This is a genomic window from Neobacillus rhizophilus, from assembly GCF_018343535.1.
Taxonomy (GTDB): Bacteria; Bacillota; Bacilli; order Bacillales; family Cytobacillaceae; genus Neobacillus; species Neobacillus rhizophilus.
Genome location: NZ_JAGYPF010000005.1, coordinates 666,497 through 684,398 on the forward strand (window position 1 = coordinate 666,497; position 17,902 = coordinate 684,398).

Annotated in this window: 18 protein-coding genes; 17 read left to right on the plus strand and 1 reads right to left on the minus strand. The window is 42.0% G+C overall.

The window, feature by feature from the left end; translation table 11 throughout:
- Nucleotides 1-98 precede the first annotated feature (98 nt).
- The 16 genes from KHA99_RS26305 (at nt 99) to KHA99_RS26380 (ending at nt 15,802) form a co-directional block, all read left to right on the plus strand.
- Nucleotides 99-1,781: a formate--tetrahydrofolate ligase gene (locus KHA99_RS26305; protein WP_213120437.1), complete on the plus strand. Its 1,683-nt coding sequence runs from the start codon at nt 99-101 to the stop codon at nt 1,779-1,781.
- A gap of 17 nt (nt 1,782-1,798) precedes the next feature.
- Nucleotides 1,799-2,332: a hypothetical protein gene (locus tag KHA99_RS26310; RefSeq protein WP_213120438.1), complete on the plus strand. Its 534-nt coding sequence runs from the start codon at nt 1,799-1,801 to the stop codon at nt 2,330-2,332.
- Nucleotides 2,333-2,346: 14 nt separating this feature from the next.
- Nucleotides 2,347-2,826 carry a glutathione peroxidase gene (locus KHA99_RS26315; protein ID WP_213120439.1) on the plus strand — a complete coding sequence of 160 codons (480 nt, stop codon included), beginning with the start codon at nt 2,347-2,349 and terminating at the stop codon, nt 2,824-2,826.
- Nucleotides 2,827-2,936: 110 nt separating this feature from the next.
- Nucleotides 2,937-3,791 carry a DegV family protein gene (locus KHA99_RS26320; RefSeq protein WP_249366899.1) on the plus strand — a complete coding sequence of 285 codons (855 nt, stop codon included), beginning with the start codon at nt 2,937-2,939 and terminating at the stop codon, nt 3,789-3,791.
- 88 nt (nt 3,792-3,879) lie between these two features.
- Complete coding sequence (locus KHA99_RS26325) at nt 3,880-4,530, plus strand: HD domain-containing protein (protein WP_213120441.1); 651 nt, start codon at nt 3,880-3,882, stop codon at nt 4,528-4,530.
- On the plus strand, nt 4,527-6,419 hold the full coding sequence (locus KHA99_RS26330) for an ABC-F family ATP-binding cassette domain-containing protein (protein WP_213120442.1): 1,893 nt from the start codon (nt 4,527-4,529) through the stop codon (nt 6,417-6,419). The genes KHA99_RS26325 and KHA99_RS26330 overlap by 4 nt, the downstream gene beginning before the upstream one ends.
- A gap of 268 nt (nt 6,420-6,687) precedes the next feature.
- Nucleotides 6,688-7,824 (plus strand): conserved virulence factor C family protein, encoded by a 1,137-nt coding sequence (locus KHA99_RS26335; protein WP_213120443.1) that lies wholly within the window; start codon nt 6,688-6,690, stop codon nt 7,822-7,824.
- 36 nt (nt 7,825-7,860) lie between these two features.
- Nucleotides 7,861-8,295, plus strand: coding sequence for a BrxA/BrxB family bacilliredoxin (locus tag KHA99_RS26340; RefSeq protein ID WP_213120444.1), 435 nt, complete (start codon nt 7,861-7,863; stop codon nt 8,293-8,295).
- A 67-nt stretch (nt 8,296-8,362) separates the two neighbouring features.
- Complete coding sequence (locus KHA99_RS26345) at nt 8,363-9,136, plus strand: class I SAM-dependent methyltransferase (protein ID WP_213120445.1); 774 nt, start codon at nt 8,363-8,365, stop codon at nt 9,134-9,136.
- A gap of 83 nt (nt 9,137-9,219) precedes the next feature.
- On the plus strand, nt 9,220-9,807 hold the full coding sequence (locus tag KHA99_RS26350) for a YpjP family protein (protein WP_213120446.1): 588 nt from the start codon (nt 9,220-9,222) through the stop codon (nt 9,805-9,807).
- 86 nt (nt 9,808-9,893) lie between these two features.
- Nucleotides 9,894-10,475 (plus strand): TerD family protein, encoded by a 582-nt coding sequence (locus tag KHA99_RS26355; RefSeq protein ID WP_213120447.1) that lies wholly within the window; start codon nt 9,894-9,896, stop codon nt 10,473-10,475.
- Nucleotides 10,476-10,555: 80 nt separating this feature from the next.
- Nucleotides 10,556-11,329 carry a TerC family protein gene (locus KHA99_RS26360; protein ID WP_213120448.1) on the plus strand — a complete coding sequence of 258 codons (774 nt, stop codon included), beginning with the start codon at nt 10,556-10,558 and terminating at the stop codon, nt 11,327-11,329.
- Nucleotides 11,330-11,406: 77 nt separating this feature from the next.
- On the plus strand, nt 11,407-12,603 hold the full coding sequence (locus tag KHA99_RS26365) for an HpcH/HpaI aldolase/citrate lyase family protein (RefSeq protein ID WP_213120449.1): 1,197 nt from the start codon (nt 11,407-11,409) through the stop codon (nt 12,601-12,603).
- Nucleotides 12,545-13,909 (plus strand): phosphoribosyltransferase family protein, encoded by a 1,365-nt coding sequence (locus KHA99_RS26370; protein WP_213120450.1) that lies wholly within the window; start codon nt 12,545-12,547, stop codon nt 13,907-13,909. Before KHA99_RS26365 ends, KHA99_RS26370 begins: the two co-directional genes overlap by 59 nt.
- Nucleotides 13,890-15,011: a cysteine protease StiP family protein gene (locus tag KHA99_RS26375; RefSeq protein WP_213120451.1), complete on the plus strand. Its 1,122-nt coding sequence runs from the start codon at nt 13,890-13,892 to the stop codon at nt 15,009-15,011. The genes KHA99_RS26370 and KHA99_RS26375 overlap by 20 nt, the downstream gene beginning before the upstream one ends.
- A complete protein-coding gene (locus KHA99_RS26380; RefSeq protein ID WP_213120452.1) occupies nt 15,008-15,802 on the plus strand; it encodes an HAD family hydrolase in 795 nt (264 codons plus the stop codon). The genes KHA99_RS26375 and KHA99_RS26380 overlap by 4 nt, the downstream gene beginning before the upstream one ends.
- Here the strand turns inward: KHA99_RS26380 and KHA99_RS26385 are convergent.
- Entirely contained in the window at nt 15,799-16,047 is a 249-nt protein-coding gene (locus KHA99_RS26385; RefSeq protein ID WP_213120453.1) for a hypothetical protein, read from the minus strand. The two genes, KHA99_RS26380 and KHA99_RS26385, sit on opposite strands and share 4 nt — an antisense overlap.
- A 216-nt stretch (nt 16,048-16,263) precedes the next feature.
- Here KHA99_RS26385 and KHA99_RS26390 point away from each other — a divergent pair, with 216 nt between their 5' ends.
- Nucleotides 16,264-17,901: a YceG family protein gene (locus tag KHA99_RS26390; protein WP_213120454.1), complete on the plus strand. Its 1,638-nt coding sequence runs from the start codon at nt 16,264-16,266 to the stop codon at nt 17,899-17,901.
- Nucleotide 17,902: the final 1 nt, after the last annotated feature.

Here is a 17,902-nt window from a genome sequence, read left to right on the forward strand (position 1 = left end):
TTTGTTCATAATTATCTGTCGGAATGAAAACTTCTTTTTGATACAATTTAAAGGTAGTTACTCATTAAATATAAAGAATGCGGGGGATTGAATTGGCAATGGAGATTCGTGTAAAATCGGACATTGAAATTGCTCAAGGCTCAAAAATGCTGCCGATTGTAGATGTTGCAAATAGGCTTGGGCTTGAAGAAGATGATCTTGAACTGTTTGGCAAATATAAAGCAAAGCTTTCCACCGATGCACTGGCCAAATTAAAAACAAAAGAAAGCGGGAAAATTATTCTCGTAACTGCGATTAGTCCAACCCCTGCCGGAGAAGGGAAATCGACGGTCACTGTTGGATTGGGAGATGCTTTTAACCGCATTGGCAAAAAAGCAATGATTGCGATACGGGAACCGTCCTTGGGTCCGACGATGGGCATAAAGGGAGGGGCTGCCGGAGGAGGCTATGCACAAGTTCTCCCAATGGAGGATATAAACTTGCATTTTACCGGCGACCTTCATGCAATAACGACGGCAAACAACGCCCTTGCTGCGTTTATTGATAACCACCTTCAGCAAGGGAATGAGCTCAATATCGATCCGCGCAGAATTGTTTGGAAACGGGCGGTAGATTTAAATGACCGTGCCCTCCGGAAGGTTGTTGTAGGACTTGGCGGACCGCTTCAGGGGATGCCAAGGGAGGATGGCTTTGACATCACTGTTGCGTCTGAAATCATGGCAGTATTATGTTTAGCAACAGATATAAAAGACTTGAAATCACGGTTAGCGAGAATTGCAGTCGCCTACAATTACAATAAGGAACCGGTAACGGTGGGTGATTTAGGGGTTTCAGGGGCATTGACTTTATTATTAAAAGATGCGGTAAAACCAAACCTTGTCCAAACGATTGAACATACGCCGGCCCTGGTCCATGGCGGTCCTTTTGCGAATATCGCACATGGCTGTAACAGTGTGATTGCGACACTGACTGCATCAAAATTAGCAGATTACGTGGTCACGGAAGCGGGTTTTGGGGCCGATTTGGGAGCGGAAAAGTTTTTACATATCAAATCGAGAATAGCCGGGATTAAACCTGAGGCTGTTGTCATTGTCGCTACCATTCGGGCTTTAAAAATGCATGGCGGTGTGGCGAAGCAGGATTTAGCAGAGGAAAATATCCCGGCGCTAACACTTGGCTTTGCCAATTTGCAAAAACATATAGAAACGATTAAAGGCTTTGGGCTGCCAGTTGTTGTCGCCGTAAATAAATTTATCACAGATACTGACCTTGAAATTCAGACACTATTGGAATGGTGCAAACGGGAAAACGTCTCCGCCGCTTTGACAGAGGTTTGGGAAAAGGGAGGCGAAGGCGGAATCGAACTGGCTGAGACCCTTTTATCTGTTATCAGTAAGGAAAAGAACAATTTCCACCCTTTATATGACATGGCAGACCCGATTGATACGAAGATAAGAACCATTGTCCAAAAGGTTTACGGCGGCAAAGATGTCGAGTTTTCGCCAAAAGCAAAAAAACAAATGCAGGATTTTGAAAAAAATGGCTGGTCCTACTTAGCTGTTTGTATGGCGAAAACGCAGTATTCCCTATCGGACGATCCGTCAAAGCTTGGTAGACCATCAGATTTTACCGTTACGGTAAGGGAATTCAAACCATCAATAGGTGCAGGATTTATCGTTGCTTTAACAGGTGAGGTTATGACGATGCCAGGCCTGCCGAAAAAACCGTCGGCCTTGAATATGGATGTAGATGAAAATGGGAATGCGGTAGGCCTATTCTAAAGGAGTCGAAGCGTAGTATGTTTGATCCAACAGCCTTTGATAACATGAAGGTCGTTATCGAAGGCGCCCTTTATGATTTGGATATGAGCGGGGAAATCCTTGTAACCGATCGCAATGATTGGCTTAATCTGGCGAAAATGTCCCGATTGTTTACGATCAGCTTTGTTTTAAGGGAAAGCAGGCTTCCGATTCATGCGAAAATGGAATTAGAAGCAAAGCTAAACAACTTAGCAGCGGAACTCCTCCAAGAGTCACTTTCAGAGCAGAATGCCGGGTGCTATGTGAAGCTGCAATTTTCACTTGAACTCCCTGAAAACCAAAGGGATTTTTATGGATTATATAAAATTTTCCAAAATATTTGGGGGGAAACAAGGAAAATCTCCCAGTCTGTTGAATATAACCCTTTAGAAAAGTCAAAAAATATCAGCCTTATCATTTCCATTGACTTTGAGAGAATTGTCAAAGAGGAGCAAATGGAGGACTTTGCTGAGATGATGGAATTTATGATTGCTACATTGCAACAACTTGAGGAATACGGAAGTGGCAGCTAAAGGGGGAGACTTGGATGTCGATTTATCAGTTTAAGGCAAAAGCCATAGATGGAGAGGAAATATCACTGAAGCAATTTGATGGGAAGGTTCTGCTCATTGTCAACACTGCCAGCAACTGCGGTTTTACACCTCAGTATCGGGAGCTTCAAGGACTTTATGAAGCGTATAAAGAAAAAGGTTTTTCGGTTCTGGGTTTTCCTTGCAATCAGTTTATGAGTCAGGAGCCTGGGACGGAAGCGGATATTAAATCCTTTTGCGAATTAAATTACGGCGTCACCTTTCCGATGTTTGCAAAGGTCGATGTAAATGGCGTATACGCTAACCCGCTGTTCGTCTATATTAGAAAGCAGACACCGGGAATCTTGGGATTTAATACAGTCAAGTGGAACTTCACGAAATTTCTTGTTGACCAAAAGGGAAACGTTGTAAAACGGTTTGCACCGACTGTAAAGCCAAGTGAAATTGCCAAAGATATCGAAGCACTACTTAGCTAATGACAAGCCGGCATTTTGCCGGTTTGTTTGTTTTAGGCGTTATAAATATTTACAATATTCGGAATTACAGTTACTATTAGTAGTAGGTACTAAAATTCCAGCAAGGGGAGATGACCGTGGTTAAAACGGCATGGGTGACTGATAGCACTGCTTATTTAGATGAAGAATTAAAAAAACATCCTGATATATATAGTGTTCCATTGTCCGTTATTCTTGACGGAGAGGTATTTGCAGATGGGATTGACTTGACTTCACATGAATTGTTTGAGAGGTTAAAGCACCTTAAAAGCCCTCCAAAGACATCCCAGCCTTCAGTGGGGGCTTTTCAGGAAGTGTTCGAAAGGCTTTCTAAAGATTATGATCAAATTGTCGCTGTCCATCTTTCCGGGAAGCTGAGCGGTACAGTTTCTTCCAGTGAGCAGGCCGCAAAGCTGGTGGATATCTCAGTAACAATTTTTGATTCAAACATTCTTACTCTGCCAATGTCGGCATTGATGAAAAAAGGAATGGAATTATTGGCGGAAGGTCATAATCTGGAACACGTCATCAAACAAATGGAAGAGATTAGAGATACAAACGAGACATACGTATTGGTTGGAAGTCTCGAGCAGCTTCATCGCGGCGGCAGAATGTCGGGCGTGCAATTCTTTTTAGGGAGCATGTTAAATGTAAAGCCTGTGATTTCATTCGATAACGGAGCTTTATATGTGAAGGAAAAAGTCCGCAGCGAAAAAAAGGCCAAGGATAAAATTCTCGAATATTTTAAACAGGCTTATGAAAAGCATCGCTTTAAAGAAGTGTATTTATTGTATGGTCTGCATAAAGACCATACAATTGATTGGCGGCAGGAAATTCAAACACGGTATCCGGAACTGAATGTGCTTGATGCACCATTAGGGGCCGTCATCGGTGTCCATGCAGGGGAAAATACACTCGGCATCAGCTGGTTTAATGGATTAAAATAAAAAAGATAACCTCGCTTTTTCGGGGTTATTTTTTCTTGTTTGGCTGATATTCGTGTTAAAATAGCAAGGATAAAGGCAGGTGCTAAATTTGATAGACAAAATTATAGAGCAGACGGAAGAATTTGTCCGCAATCAATTAGGTGAGGATTCAACCGGTCATGACTGGTTCCATGTGGACCGTGTCAGACGGAATGCCATACATATTAGCAAAGCAGAACAGCAGGGCGACCCATTTATCATAGAAATGGCTGCCCTGCTTCATGATATTCCTGATGAAAAGCTGAATTACAGCGCAGAAGCAGGGAGACAGAAACTTGAGAGCTTTATGGAGACGATCCCCTTAAAAGAAGCTGAAAAAAATCACATTAGGGAGATTATTTTTTCTATTTCTTATAAAGGCGGTCATGGCAGCAAGCTTTCATCGGTGGAAGCAGAAATTGTTCAGGATGCAGATCGGCTGGATGCCATCGGCGCGATAGGCATTGCAAGAGCATTTGCTTACGGCGGCAAAAAAGGGCAGTCCATCTATGACCCCACTATCATGGTGAGGGAAACAATGAGCCAGGAAGAATATCGAAAAGGAAAATCAACGAGCATCCATCATTTCTATGAAAAATTATTAAAATTAAAAGATTTATTGAATACCGCGACGGCAATACAAATGGCGGAGCCAAGGCAGCTAATGATGCAATCGTTTTTAGAACAATTTTACCGTGAATGGAATGGTCAACAATCATGAAAATGCTGACAGTCGAAAATGTTTCAAAAACATACGGAGAAAAGCAATTATTTTCTAATATTTCGTTTACCATCGGCGAAAAAGAACGTGTCGGGCTGATTGGGGTAAATGGAACCGGAAAATCTTCATTGTTAAAAATCGTGGCAGGTTTGGATGTGCCTGATGAAGGAAAAATCATTTCCGGTAAAGATTATTCCATTGCTTACCTATCGCAGCAGCCTGATTTTGAGATGGACCGGACAATACTAGAACAAGTTTTTCACGGGGATGCGCCAATCCTTAAGCTGATGCGGGAATATGAAAATATACTTATGGAGCTAAATGCTGCACCAGATGATGTGAAACTTCAGGATGAACTTTTCCGTCTGCAGAAGCAGATGGATGCTTTGGACGCCTGGGATGCAAGCACAAATGCCAAGTCGGTCTTAACAAAATTGGGCATTGAAGATTTTACCCAAAGAGTTGGCAGTTTGTCCGGGGGCCAGAAGAAACGGGTTGCGTTAGCACAGGTATTAATCGCTGAACCCGATTTGCTTATTTTGGATGAACCGACAAACCACCTTGATTTTGATAGCGTTAAGTGGCTTGAGGATTACTTGAGCCGATATAGGGGCTCCATCCTCCTCGTCACCCATGACCGCTACTTTTTGGATCGGGTTACCAATAGGATGTTTGAGCTTGATGGCGGCAATTTATACAGCTATAAAGGCAATTATGCCGCTTTTCTGGAGGCAAAAGCGATCCGCGAGGAAAATGAGGCGGCCACATTTGAAAAAAGAAAGAACCTGTTCAGAAGAGAACTGGAATGGATCCGGCGCGGGGCAAAAGCGAGGACGACGAAACAAAAGGCGCGGATTCAGCGTTTTGAAGAGCTTGACGAAAAGCTCTCAAGCGGAAAGTCGTCAGGTGAAAAGCTTGATATTTCTTTGAATGGCAGCCGCTTAGGTAAGCAGGTATTTGAACTAAAAGATGCATCCAAGCGGTATGGTGCAAAGGCAATCCTTAACCACTTTGATTTGCTTGTCAAACCGGGGGATAGAATTGGCATAATCGGTAGGAACGGAACTGGTAAATCGACATTATTAAATATCCTTGCTAAGCGCATCCCTCTTGATGAGGGAGAGTTCAATATGGGTGCTACTGTGAAAATCGCCTACTATACCCAGGAAAGCGAGGATATGGACGAAAATAAGCGGATGATTGAATATATCAAGGAAACAGCGCAAATCGTTGAGACATCAGACGGGAAGACGATTTCTGCGGCACAAATGCTCGAGCGCTTTTTATTTCCTCCATATACGCATGGGACGCCAATTCGCAAGCTATCGGGCGGGGAGAAACGCCGTTTGTATTTATTGAAAATCCTGATGACAGCACCGAATGTTTTGCTGCTTGATGAGCCGACCAACGATCTTGATACTCAGACATTGACGGTTTTGGAAGACTACCTTGAGGAGTTTCCAGGTGTGGTGATTACTGTTTCCCACGACCGTTATTTTCTTGATAAAGTTGCCGAACAGCTTTTAGTTTTACAAGGCGAAGGGCAGATTGATTTCTTTTTCGGGAATTATACGGAGTATTTGGAAAAGGAAACGGTTGCTAAGGAAGTTATGAAACCGGCATCCACTTCCACTCCAGCTTCAAAAGCCCCTGAAAAGGAAAAAAAGAAGAGAATGACCTTTAAAGAGAAAAAAGAGTGGGAAGAAATTGATGAAATTATTTCCAAAACTGAAGCGAGGCTTGAAGAAGTTGCGACCGAAATGGCGGGAGCGGGCAGCGATTTTTCAAAATTGCAGGATTTAATGAAAAAGGAAACTGAGCTAAACGAAAAATTGGAGTATTTAATCGAAAGATGGTCATATTTGGCCGAGTTAGCTGAAAATGAGTGAGGGTGCGCCGCGGGGCGTGCTCTTTTTTTGCTGCTCGGAAATATATCTACAAAAATTAATTGGATATCTACAATTTTTTAAATAAAATCTACAATTTTGGAAATATATTTACAAAATTTAAGAAGGTATCTACAAATTTTTAATGGATATCTACAATTACCTTGAAAATGGAAAATTAGAACTAACCATTTATTAGGCATCTTACATGAATATACTCCTCTCATTATGTTAAACTTGTTAAAGAAAACATATGAATAAGGTGAGTATGTTGAAAATTAAGTCAATTGAACCGACGCCAAGTCCGAATACGATGAAAATCCTTCTTGACCATGAGCTTCCAATGGGCAAGAGCCATAATTATAAAAAGGAAACAGCGCTGGATGCACCACCTGTTATTCAAGCCGTCCTGCAAATAGACGGCATTAAGGGCGTATATCATGTGGCCGATTTTCTTGCTGTTGAACGCAACGCTAAATATGACTGGAAGGAACTTCTACCAAAGGTCCGCCACGCATTCGGTGAAGATACTGACCAAATCGCAAACACCGCAAAAGCAATTAACGACCATTTTGGTGAAATCAAAGTGGAAGTGCAAATGTTCAAAGGGATTCCGCTTCAGGTTAAGCTGACAGATGGCATTTCTGAAAAAAGGTTCGGAATGCCGGACTACTTTTTAAAAGCGCGGGAAAATGCCCAGCTTCCGGAGGATAATTATATATTGCTGAGGAAATGGGATAATCAAGGGGTTAGGTATGGTGAAATGGACCAGGTTGGGCCCGAGGTTGTCGAGGAATTAATAGCGGCTTATCCCGTGCAGCGCCTTGAAGAACTCGTCCAAAAAGCGCAAGCTGCCGAAACTCAATCGGAGCAAAAAACAAAGCTGAAACGCCGTAAAGTGACTGCTGACGACATGAGTAACCCTGATTGGCGGGTCCGCTACCAGCTGCTTGAGCAAATGGATGATCCGGATTTGGAGGATTTGCCAATGCTTGAAAAGGCACTCTCTGATGAAAAGCCGTCTGTCCGCAGACTTGCCACTGTTTATCTTGGAATGATTAAGGACCAAGCGGTATTGCCGCTGTTATACCGCGCTTTAAAGGATAAAACCGTAACCGTCCGAAGAACAGCAGGCGATTGCTTATCGGACCTCGGCTTCCCCAAAGCGCAGGACGAAATGCTTGAAGCCTTGAAAGACCCGAGCAAATTGATCCGCTGGCGTGCAGCGATGTTCCTTTACGAGGTTGGGGATGAAAAGGCGCTTTCAGCTCTAAAGGCTGCTGAGAATGACCCTGAATTCGAGGTAAGCATGCAAATCAAGATGGCAATTGAGCGAATCGAGGGTGGGGTAGAAGCAAAAGGCTCCGTTTGGAAGCAAATGACGGAAGCAAGGAAAACAGAAGAGTAAATGGGTTCATACTAAAATTTATGGAGGTTGTAAACTATGTCAAATGCTTATGAAGAATATATGAGACAAATGGTCATGCCAATGCGTCAGGAGTTAACAAACGCTGGTTTTGCGGAACTGACAACGGCAGAGGACGTTGAAAAATTTATGGAAAACTTATCAGGCACGAAACTTGTTGTCGTGAACTCCGTTTGCGGCTGCGCAGCCGGTTTAGCCCGCCCGGCGGTTACCCAGGCTGTTTTAAACAGCGAGAAAAAACCGGATCATCTCGTCACCGTTTTTGCAGGCCAAGATAAAGAAGCAACAGCAAAAATGCGCGAGTATTTCGAAGGAATTGAACCGTCATCACCATCGATGGCGTTATTAAAGGATAATAAAGTAGTCCATTTTATCCCGCGCCATGATATCGAAGGAATGCCGATGGAAACCGTAATGCAAAATATATTAGGAGCATTAGAAGCTCATTGCTAATAATTTTAAGAGGACGTGCGAAAGCCGTCCTTTTTTACTACTAAATACACAAATAGGATGGAATACCATGTTTATTACCACTTCAGGCAGAACGAATCAGCTTAAGAAAGAAGAAGCAATTCAGATTTCAAAGCTCTTGGATGCACCCTATATCCCCCGCAGGAAAAAATCCATTAGCCAATTACAAAAGGAAACAAACAGCGATTGTCTTGTAGTAGGCAAAGAACGCCTGGAATTACATAAGGCAGAATTTGCTGAGCCTTTTTTCTTTCACCCAAACTCCGCGATGTTCCGCATCAAACGTCTCCTTAGAGGAGAGCATGACCCTTTTGCTGTTGCTGCCAAACTGGAAAAAGGGATGAACGTTTTAGATTGCACTCTTGGATTGGCCGGAGATGCAATAGTCGCAGGCCTTCTCGTCGGAAGTGAGGGAAAAGTCACAGGACTAGAAGGGCAGAAATTTTTGGCCTACGTTGTAAAGGCGGGTCTCCAATCGTGGGATTCCGGCATCCTTGAAATGAACCAAGCAATGAAAAGAATCACAGTCATCAATTCTACTGCCTATGATTATTTAAAGCTGCAGGCAGAAGCCTCCGTCGATTGTGTCTATTTTGACCCAATGTTTGAAGAAAGCATTAAAGAGTCTGAGGGAATTAAGGCTTTAGGGCAATTTGCCATTTATGAAGAGCTGGGAATGGAAACAATTAATGAGGCGGTACGAGTGGCTAAACATCGCGTTGTCTTAAAGGACCATTACAAAAGCTCGAGATTTGAAAAATACGGATTTCAGGTAATTAAAAGACAAACAGCAAAATTTCATTATGGTTTTATTGAAAAATAATTCTGCTTTTCTATTTCTGGAAAAAAGCAGTATACTTATTTATAGAGATTACATATTTTTTACAGGATAAAGGTGAACCGAGGATGAATAAATGGATTCGTAAATCACTTTTTGTTTTCATATCGATTTTAACTTTCGGGCTCGTCACACCTGCGCAGTTAATGAACGCTGTCAATGCCGAGTCGCCAAAAGATCAGGATGTTTTCGAAATACCAGCGGGAGAGGATGGGTATTCTCAAGGATATTTCGAAGAAACAAAGTTTAATAGAGAGCGCTTTATACGAGAAATGATACTTCAGGCAGAAACCCAATCCTATCAAAAATTCGGGCAAAAAATTAAGCCGGTCATCGAAAATGAATTCCGCGACCTAATTTTGCCGAACATGGAAGCGGCGATTGAACAAACAGCTCTGCAATTTCCAGAGGAAGACCTAAAGAATCTTGTAATAACTGAGGAACCTGGTGCAGGATACTCCGAAAAGATTTTTCATATAAAAAACAGCCAAACAGGGAAAGATATTTTACGATTCCATGTAAGAAGGGATATGCCGCCGCAGTCCGGGTACTGGTTCAATTTTCACTATCATACTTTCAAGGATAATTTCCAAACCCATCATAACCTTGGAGCTATCTATTGGGCTAAAAACACACCCCCAAAATGGATGAATTAATATGTGAAAAATTTTTATTGTAAAATTGAAACCTTTTTAAAGGAACACTCGTAAATAAACTATCACCCAATTAGGAGGAAAGAAAAATGGCAATCAGTTTATCAAAAGGTCAAAAAGTTGATTTAACAAAAACAAATCCCGGTTTATCAAAAGTTGTTGTTGGACTTGGATGGGACACCAATAAATATGATGGCGGTAATGACTTTGATTTGGATTCTTCTGTGTTTCTATTAGGCGAAAACGGAAAAGTCACAACCGAATCAGATTTTGTTTTTTACAATAATCCGCAAGGTGCGGGTGGTGCAGTCGTACATACTGGGGATAACCGGACCGGTGCAGGTGATGGCGATGATGAACAAGTAAACATTAATTTATCGGCTATTCCAGCCAACATCCAACGGATTGCCTTTACGATTACAATCCATGATGCAGGAAGCCGTAACCAGAACTTTGGACAGGTTTCAAATTCATATGCACGGATTTTCAACGAAGAAACCGGCCAAGAATTAATCCGCTATGATTTGGGCGAAGATTTCTCTATCGAAACAGCGATTGTTGTTGGAGAATTGTATCGTCATAACGGCGAGTGGAAATTCAGTGCTATCGGCAGCGGCTACCAAGGCGGGTTAGCAGCACTGGCAACTGATTTTGGCCTGCAGGTTGGTTAATTCATTAGAGAAAACAGAGACCCGGCGCTCGCTGGGTCTTTTTAACAAAAAATAGCGAACATCCAGGGGGAATTTTTTTAATGGCAGTATTGCAAGGAATTATAGACACGTATGCCCAATTCTTTAATTGGGAAATGTGGGGAGAAGTTTTAACAGACCCGGTAGCATGGGGACTTATTGGTACATTAGTGATTCTTGAAGGTCTGCTTTCAGCAGATAATGCTCTCGTTTTAGCTGTAATGGTAAAGCATCTTCCGCCTGAAAAGCGCAAAAAGGCCCTTTTCTATGGATTGCTGGGTGCTTATGCGTTCCGCTTTATTGCGATTGGAATTGGCGTGTACTTAATCAAATTCTGGTGGGTAAAAGTGTTAGGTGCAGGGTATCTTGCCTGGCTGTCGATAAAATACTTCATGGATAAGAGAAGAGCTGCTGAAGCAGAGGATGAAGAGGCACATGGCATGAACCAAAGCGGCCTGCTCATTCGTCTTTTCGGAACCTTCTGGGGAACCGTTGTTGCAGTTGAGTTAATGGACATTGCCTTCTCTGTTGACAGTGTTCTTGCCGCTTTTGGTGTCAGCGGTGAAGTATGGGTTCTTTTATTGGGCGGAATACTAGGGGTGTTAATGATGCGAGGCGTTGCCGGAGTATTCTTATCATTAATTGACCGGATTCCTGAGCTTGAAACTACCGCTTATATTCTAATCCTTCTAATATCTATAAAAATGCTTCTATCAGTCTTCCATATTGATGTAGGGCATGTCACCTTCTTTATCATCTTGCTAATAACGTTTGCCGCTACATTTGTGGTTCATTTTATGAACAAAAAGAAGGAAAATAGCACAGAAAATCATTAATAATAAATTTCGCATGAAAGAAAGGGAGCTGACGTGAGTTGTCTCCCTTATTTTTTACGATAAAGAGGAGTAAAAAAATGCGTTTTTTTACATATTTTTACGAAGGTGAATTGATGCGGTATTTCTACAAAAGGCCTGAGGAATTTAATAAATATTCGGGTCGTGAGCTATTGTCCTATGGTCTGGGAGCAACCTTATACATGCCGGCGGACCGCTCGAATTTTCATCAGGAAATCCTGTCAAAAAAGCTTTCCGGTTTAACATCTGTGGTTATTGATCTCGAAGATGCTGTCGGTGATAGCAGGGTTTTTGGGGCAGAGAGTCTGCTGGTTGATGAACTGCAAAAATTATTCCGGGCACTGAAGGAAGGGTTTATAAGCATCGAGGAGCTGCCATTGATGTTTGTGCGAGTTCGAAATCTAAAACAGCTGCAAACGGTTAAAGAGCGGCTGGAAGATGCTGTACATCTATTAACTGGTGTTGTTCTTCCGAAATTTTCTTCGGAGAATGGGGCAGAGCTGTTACATGCAGTCTCGAAAATCCATACCAATGAACATCCTTTTTATGCGATGCCGATTCTCGAAACGGGCAGGGTTATACATAAGGAAACAAGAATGGAAGAGTTGGTAAGAATTAAACAAATAGTTGATCGATACAAGGAAATAGTTTTAAATATCCGTATCGGTGCAACTGACTTCTGCGGGCTGTACGGGATTCGCCGCAGTCCGGATACAACGGTTTACGATATTGCGATTTTAAGAGATTGCATATCAGATATCATGAATATTTTCGGGCGCATTGACGGTCCATATGTTGTTTCCGGTCCAGTTTGGGAGTATTTTTCCGCTAAAAACAGAATGCTAAAACCGCAGCTAAGGCAAACTCCATTCCGTGAGCGTTATGGGGATGAGGGGCTTCATTGGCGAAGGCGGTTAATCGAAGAAAATCTCGATGGACTGATGAGAGAAACCCTAATGGACATTGCCAACGGAATATCCGGAAAAACGGTGATTCATCCGTCTCACATAAAAATTGTCCAATCTCTAAATGTTGTCCCATATGAGGAATATGTTGATGCATCAAATATAATCAAAGCGGCTACAGGTGAAATAGGTGTCATGAAAAGCGATTTTGCCAATAAAATGAATGAAATAAAGCCCCACCACTACTGGGCAGAAAAAATAATGTTAAAATCACGGCTTTACGGGGTGTTACATGAAGAATTCACAAACATTGACCTTATCAAAAAAGAGGTATACATTTCCAATTCTTAATGCAATCGAGGTTACTATTAACATTACGGAAAATCCCTATGAGCTGCCGCCCGAAGAGCTCTTTACAATGGCAGCACGAATAAATAAGAAGCGGTCGTTTTTGTTTGTCAGCAAGGTGCTTGGCAAGCATATTCCTGTTAAACCAAAAAGAAGTCTATTAACAGCAGCCTTGTTAGGCACCCGGTTTCTGGAGGTCGTGAAAGGATTAGACTGTGTGGAAAAGGATCAAATGCTAAGAGCTTTTCTTCAGAATGAGGATTATATTCCCGCTCCATTTATCTCTGAAGCTATCAATCCTGTAATAATTGGTTTTGCCGAAACAGCGACCGCCCTTGGGCACGCTTTCTTTGATTGCTTTAAGGAAGCGGATTTCTTTCATACCACCAGGGAGGAAATCGATGGTCTGAATCCGGACATTACTTTTGAAGAAGAGCATTCCCATGCCACCTCGCATCGATGCTATGTTCCTCTAGAAATGATGGAAAATGACCGGGAAATTATCTTGGTCGATGATGAAATAACAACAGGGAAAACGGCACTTAATATTATTCGCTCAATTCATGCCCGGTTTCCAAGGAAATTATATACCGTTGTATCATTTTTGGATTGGCGTTCGCCTGAAAACCAGCGGGAATTTGCCCGCCTAGAAAAAGATCTAGGTATTACTATCCATGTCATCAGCCTGTTAACGGGTGAGGTATCTGTAAAGAAATCCAAGGAAATTGAACAAAGGGCGGAAGAGGGCCTTGAAACAAAATTTGATGGGATGTCTGTTGAAAAATTAACACTGTCTGCTAATTTTAGCAAAACATCTTATTTAGCAAATAACGCTTTTTATCTTAAGGAAACGGGCCGTTTTGGCTTAGCGGCGGAAGAAAATCGCTTGCTCCAGCAAAAAGCAAAAGAAGCTGCGGTAATTTTAAAGGAATTAAGAACCGGAGAGAAAACCCTTTGCCTTGGAACAGGGGAATTCATGTATGTGCCGATGCGAATTTCCGCTTTCATGGGGAGCGGTATTTCCTATCAGTCAACAACTAGAAGCCCCGTACATATTGAAAATCAGGATGGTTACGGAGCAACATTCGGATTGACTTTTCCTAATCCGGAAGATCATGATATTCCTTATTTTGTCTATAATATCCCACCTGGCTATTACGATGAATTATTTGTTTTTTTTGAAAGAGAAATAGACTCTGAGAGTCTTCTTCCATTTCTAAAGGAATTGCAAAGGACGCAAATTCCTTCGCTAAAGCTTGTTTTTTTCTCTGATGCTGGAGGTGATGGTCATGTTTCAAGCAAAAAATAAACCTGCCGAGATTGGTACTTATAGTCCGGATGATTGTTTATTTCTGTTAAAGGATTTAAGCAAGATTAAGCTTGAGGACTCTACAGTAAACAGGGAGTTGAAAATTCAAACAGGGGGCCATTACAGTGAATCTCTGCCGATTGAGTATCAGCCGCCTAAAGACTATATAGAGCTGTTTTGGAATACATTACACGAATATAAACATAAGGTAGCCTTATGCATCGGTGTTGCCGCTGAGCAAATTTTTTCTTTAAAAGGAAAAAATACAGTGCTGGTTTCTTTGGCCAGGGCGGGAACGCCTGTCGGCATATTAATAAAAAGATATATCCAAAAACGCTATAATGTGTCACTGCCACATTACAGTATTTCTATCATTCGCGACCGGGGCATTGATGAAAATGCAATTGCCTATATTTTGGGTGAACATCCCGAAGGAAGGATTCAATTTGTCGACGGCTGGACAGGAAAGGGAGCTATTTCGTTGGAGTTGACGCAGGCATGCCGTCGATATGAGGGAAAATTTGGAATTCATCTTGATGATACGCTTGCCGTCCTTGCTGATCCCGGCCATTGCACGAGCGTTTTTGGGACTAGAGAAGATTTTCTTATTCCCAGTGCTTGTTTAAATTCAACCGTATCGGGGCTGGTAAGTCGGACGGTGTTAAATAATACCTATATCGGAAAAAATGATTTTCATGGTGCCAAATTTTACAAAGAGTTGATGGATGCTGACGTGTCCAACACCTTTATTGACATTATTGCCGGTGAGTTTGCCGGAATTTTGGAGCAAGCAAGCGGTATTGCAGTACAACGGTTAAATGAGAATATTACGGCTGAATTTCTCGGGATGCAGGCTGTCCAAAAAATTCAAGCTGAATTTGGGATTGAAAATACCCATCATATTAAACCCGGTGTAGGAGAAACCACCAGGGTGCTGTTAAGAAGAGTTCCTTGGAAAATATTAATGCGCGACAAAACAAGTCCATTTGTTAAGCATATCCTTATGCTCGCTAAAGAAAAGGGAGTCGAGGTTATCGAGTATCCGGATATTCATTATCTTTGCTGCGGCATCATTAAATCTGTTAAGGGGAACAAGCCATGATATTTGCATCTGACCTGGACCGGACGATTATCTACTCCACAAGGGCGGTTGAAGAACTAGGCGGTCCAAACATAACAGAATTAATGCCGGTTGAACGAAGGGACGGGATGTGGATGGCCTACATGACGGAACCTTCGTATCAGGCACTTACTGAACTTTCGCGTTCAAGCCTTTTTGTACCCGTGACAACTAGGACAACAGAACAATTTAAGCGTTTTGTTATTTTTGATGAAAACATTCACCTTCCTTATGTAATTACGACAAATGGTGCTGTTATCATGTATAAGGGTAAGCCACTTCCAGAATGGTCCGACCATATTTCTAAGGCGGTAGATGAAGAGTCTACCGCGCCAGAGGAATTACGTTCTATTATAAGAAGAGAAGGGATTGAGCTAAACGGGCGGTTAAAGCAGGTGGGAAACCTATTTTTCTACTATATTCTAGATTGTTTCCCAACCATCGATGAAATAGCAAAGTTAAGGGCATTGGCCGCCCAGCTTGGATGGAGAATTTCCCTGCAGGGGAGAAAGCTTTATTGTTTACCAAGTGCGATTAGAAAAGGTGCGGCCCTGGAATTTATTTGCCACCGAGAACAGAAGAAAGCGATTGCAGGAGCAGGCGACTCCATCCTTGATTTGGATTTCCTTGATATCTGCCAGCACCGCCTTGTTCCAGGGCATGGTGAACTGGCGAAAATGTCCGATACCAAGGGTCTTACCTTTACAAATCAAACAGGGGTTCAAGCCGGTGAGGAAATTTTGCAGATATTTTTAAAACTACTTAAAGGTTAGTTTTTATCCCCATCCGAAAGCCTGCTGATTATGAAATAAACACTGGAAAATAATCCGTAGGATCCAGCCAAGAACAAAATGGAGATGACAAGGGATTGGAACACCGGTCCTAGGAGGAGCGTAAAAATTAAACTGAATACAAATAAATCAAGATATATAAAAAGGTCTGAGGCCATGACCTCCATTACAGTTTCCAGTTCCTCCTGCAGCATGTTTATATGCGGCCGTTTAAATAAAGATCTCATGAAGTCACCTACTTTAGTGTGAGTATTCAAATATATGTAGGGACAAGGATAAAGGTGAAAACGCAAGATTTGGTCCAATTATGAAACATTTATTGACTTCATTCGTATAAACAAATGAACCATTTTGCTAACTGTGTTATGATGATAATGATGAGGGAATCTTACATAATTTGCTAACGAAGAATAAAAGCTTTTGCTTCAAAGGAAGGGACTACGATGCATCCACCTTTAAATCATTTAAATCCCCGGCCTTTAGCCCTTTCATATGAAAATTGGTTCGGCATGCTCCAAAAGATTCTGCCCGAGCGGCCCAATTTTTCAATCGGGAATGGGACCATTCAAATCGGCCAAGTTGTCGGGATTTTCCTTGGAATACCATTTGACACAGATGAATATTATAATCAGCTTTTCGAATACGTCCATACGCCAGATTTAAATCTACACTTATTAAGTGACGATTCTCTCGATAAATCCATTAACAATGCCCACTTCCAATCCATCCAAAAGGTGATTAACATTAATCAGGAACAAAAGCTGTCGATTAACCGTTTCACCGCTTTTTTGGAGGGGGAACAGCTGTTATTAAAATCAAAAGACCCGGTCATTCATCGGAAATTGCGGGAAGCAATGATTTCCACCCTTGAATTATTTGACTCCCTTGAAAGGGAAGGAATCAAAAATCCGGACCTGAGGCGTGTTCTCGTTGATATCGTAAAATGGACCATCAATCATCTTCAGCCGGCACTCAAAGCAGCAGACCCGCAAAGGGAAATGCCGAGGTTTTTATGGTATGGCGATTTCAAAAAGAGTCATCAGTATTTTCTATTTTATTTAATCCAGCTTGGCTGTGACATTATCTTTTTCCATCCGGAAGGCAAGAATGCTTTAGAAGGGCTGCTTAAGGAGTCCGTTTTTACTCATCAATTTGAGCAAAACCTTCCGGCCGAGCCCTTTCCTACTGAAAAGCGGACCCGTAAAGCAACCGTTGCTTACCGGGCCTCCAAAGAAATTGAAAACATTCTTAATCAGGAAGGGTCAGGTCTTTACAAGCCTTGGCAGCTAAGGGACTATACACCTTCTTCAATCACGCTTCGCACTACTTATGATGAGCTATTTATTCTCAGTAAAGAAGCGGCGATGATTCGCCCTGATTTTGAAGTCAGGGATGGAAAAGTTCAGATTCCGTCACTCTTTGCCAAAATACAAGGTGTCAGCAAAAACAGAAAAGAATATTGGGACCGCCTTCATTCGTTAAGTCAATTGGAAAATACGCTGCTTATCCGCAGGCTCCCAATGACCATCCCTAGCTCCAGTGATTTTCGGTTCCATTATCGAAACGCGCTCGGCAATGATGGTCAGGTCGTTCCGGAAAAAATGATGCAGGCTCACTACTGGCCTTATTCCTTTTTGCCGGCAGGGCTGCAAAAAGGAATTGCGGCAGCGGTTAGAAAATTGTGCGAAAAGCCGGATCTAAAGCCTTTGGCAATGGAAGGCATCGAGGAAGTGAAAGTATTTCTCTTCACCCAGGCGATGTTTATGCCCAAGAACATTATTCAGCTAATCGAGAAATTTGATTACTCGCAGGAGGTCCCAAAATTAATCATTTTTAATAATGAAACAACAGGGATGCTGTCGCGTTCCGATGCGGTTTTGCTGCTGCTCTTGAATCAATTTGGGATTGATATCATCCTTTACAATCCAACTGGACATAATGACATTGAAAATTACCTTGATTCGATAAATTTCGATATCCACTGGCTTGATGATATGGAATTTGACTTGGAATATAAAGAACCGTCTTTATTTAAAAAAGGCCTTTTTCATGGTATTTTAAAAAATTTAAGGGGAGATTAAA

Bases quoted from the DNA above. Each gene is read 5' to 3' on its own strand.
- KHA99_RS26305 (WP_213120437.1), top strand. From the start codon at position 99: ATGGAGATTCGTGTAAAATCGGACATTGAAATTGCTCAAGGCTCAAAA.
- KHA99_RS26310 (WP_213120438.1), top strand. From the start codon at position 1,799: ATGTTTGATCCAACAGCCTTTGATAACATGAAGGTCGTTATCGAAGGC.
- KHA99_RS26315 (WP_213120439.1), top strand. From the start codon at position 2,347: ATGTCGATTTATCAGTTTAAGGCAAAAGCCATAGATGGAGAGGAAATA.
- KHA99_RS26320 (WP_249366899.1), top strand. From the start codon at position 2,937: ATGACCGTGGTTAAAACGGCATGGGTGACTGATAGCACTGCTTATTTA.
- KHA99_RS26330 (WP_213120442.1), top strand. From the start codon at position 4,527: ATGAAAATGCTGACAGTCGAAAATGTTTCAAAAACATACGGAGAAAAG.
- KHA99_RS26340 (WP_213120444.1), top strand. From the start codon at position 7,861: ATGTCAAATGCTTATGAAGAATATATGAGACAAATGGTCATGCCAATG.
- KHA99_RS26345 (WP_213120445.1), top strand. From the start codon at position 8,363: ATGTTTATTACCACTTCAGGCAGAACGAATCAGCTTAAGAAAGAAGAA.
- KHA99_RS26350 (WP_213120446.1), top strand. From the start codon at position 9,220: ATGAATAAATGGATTCGTAAATCACTTTTTGTTTTCATATCGATTTTA.
- KHA99_RS26355 (WP_213120447.1), top strand. From the start codon at position 9,894: ATGGCAATCAGTTTATCAAAAGGTCAAAAAGTTGATTTAACAAAAACA.
- KHA99_RS26360 (WP_213120448.1), top strand. From the start codon at position 10,556: ATGGCAGTATTGCAAGGAATTATAGACACGTATGCCCAATTCTTTAAT.
- KHA99_RS26365 (WP_213120449.1), top strand. From the start codon at position 11,407: ATGCGTTTTTTTACATATTTTTACGAAGGTGAATTGATGCGGTATTTC.
- KHA99_RS26370 (WP_213120450.1), top strand. From the start codon at position 12,545: ATGAAGAATTCACAAACATTGACCTTATCAAAAAAGAGGTATACATTT.
- KHA99_RS26375 (WP_213120451.1), top strand. From the start codon at position 13,890: ATGTTTCAAGCAAAAAATAAACCTGCCGAGATTGGTACTTATAGTCCG.
- KHA99_RS26380 (WP_213120452.1), top strand. From the start codon at position 15,008: ATGATATTTGCATCTGACCTGGACCGGACGATTATCTACTCCACAAGG.
- KHA99_RS26385 (WP_213120453.1), bottom strand. From the start codon at position 16,047: ATGAGATCTTTATTTAAACGGCCGCATATAAACATGCTGCAGGAGGAA.
- KHA99_RS26390 (WP_213120454.1), top strand. From the start codon at position 16,264: ATGCATCCACCTTTAAATCATTTAAATCCCCGGCCTTTAGCCCTTTCA.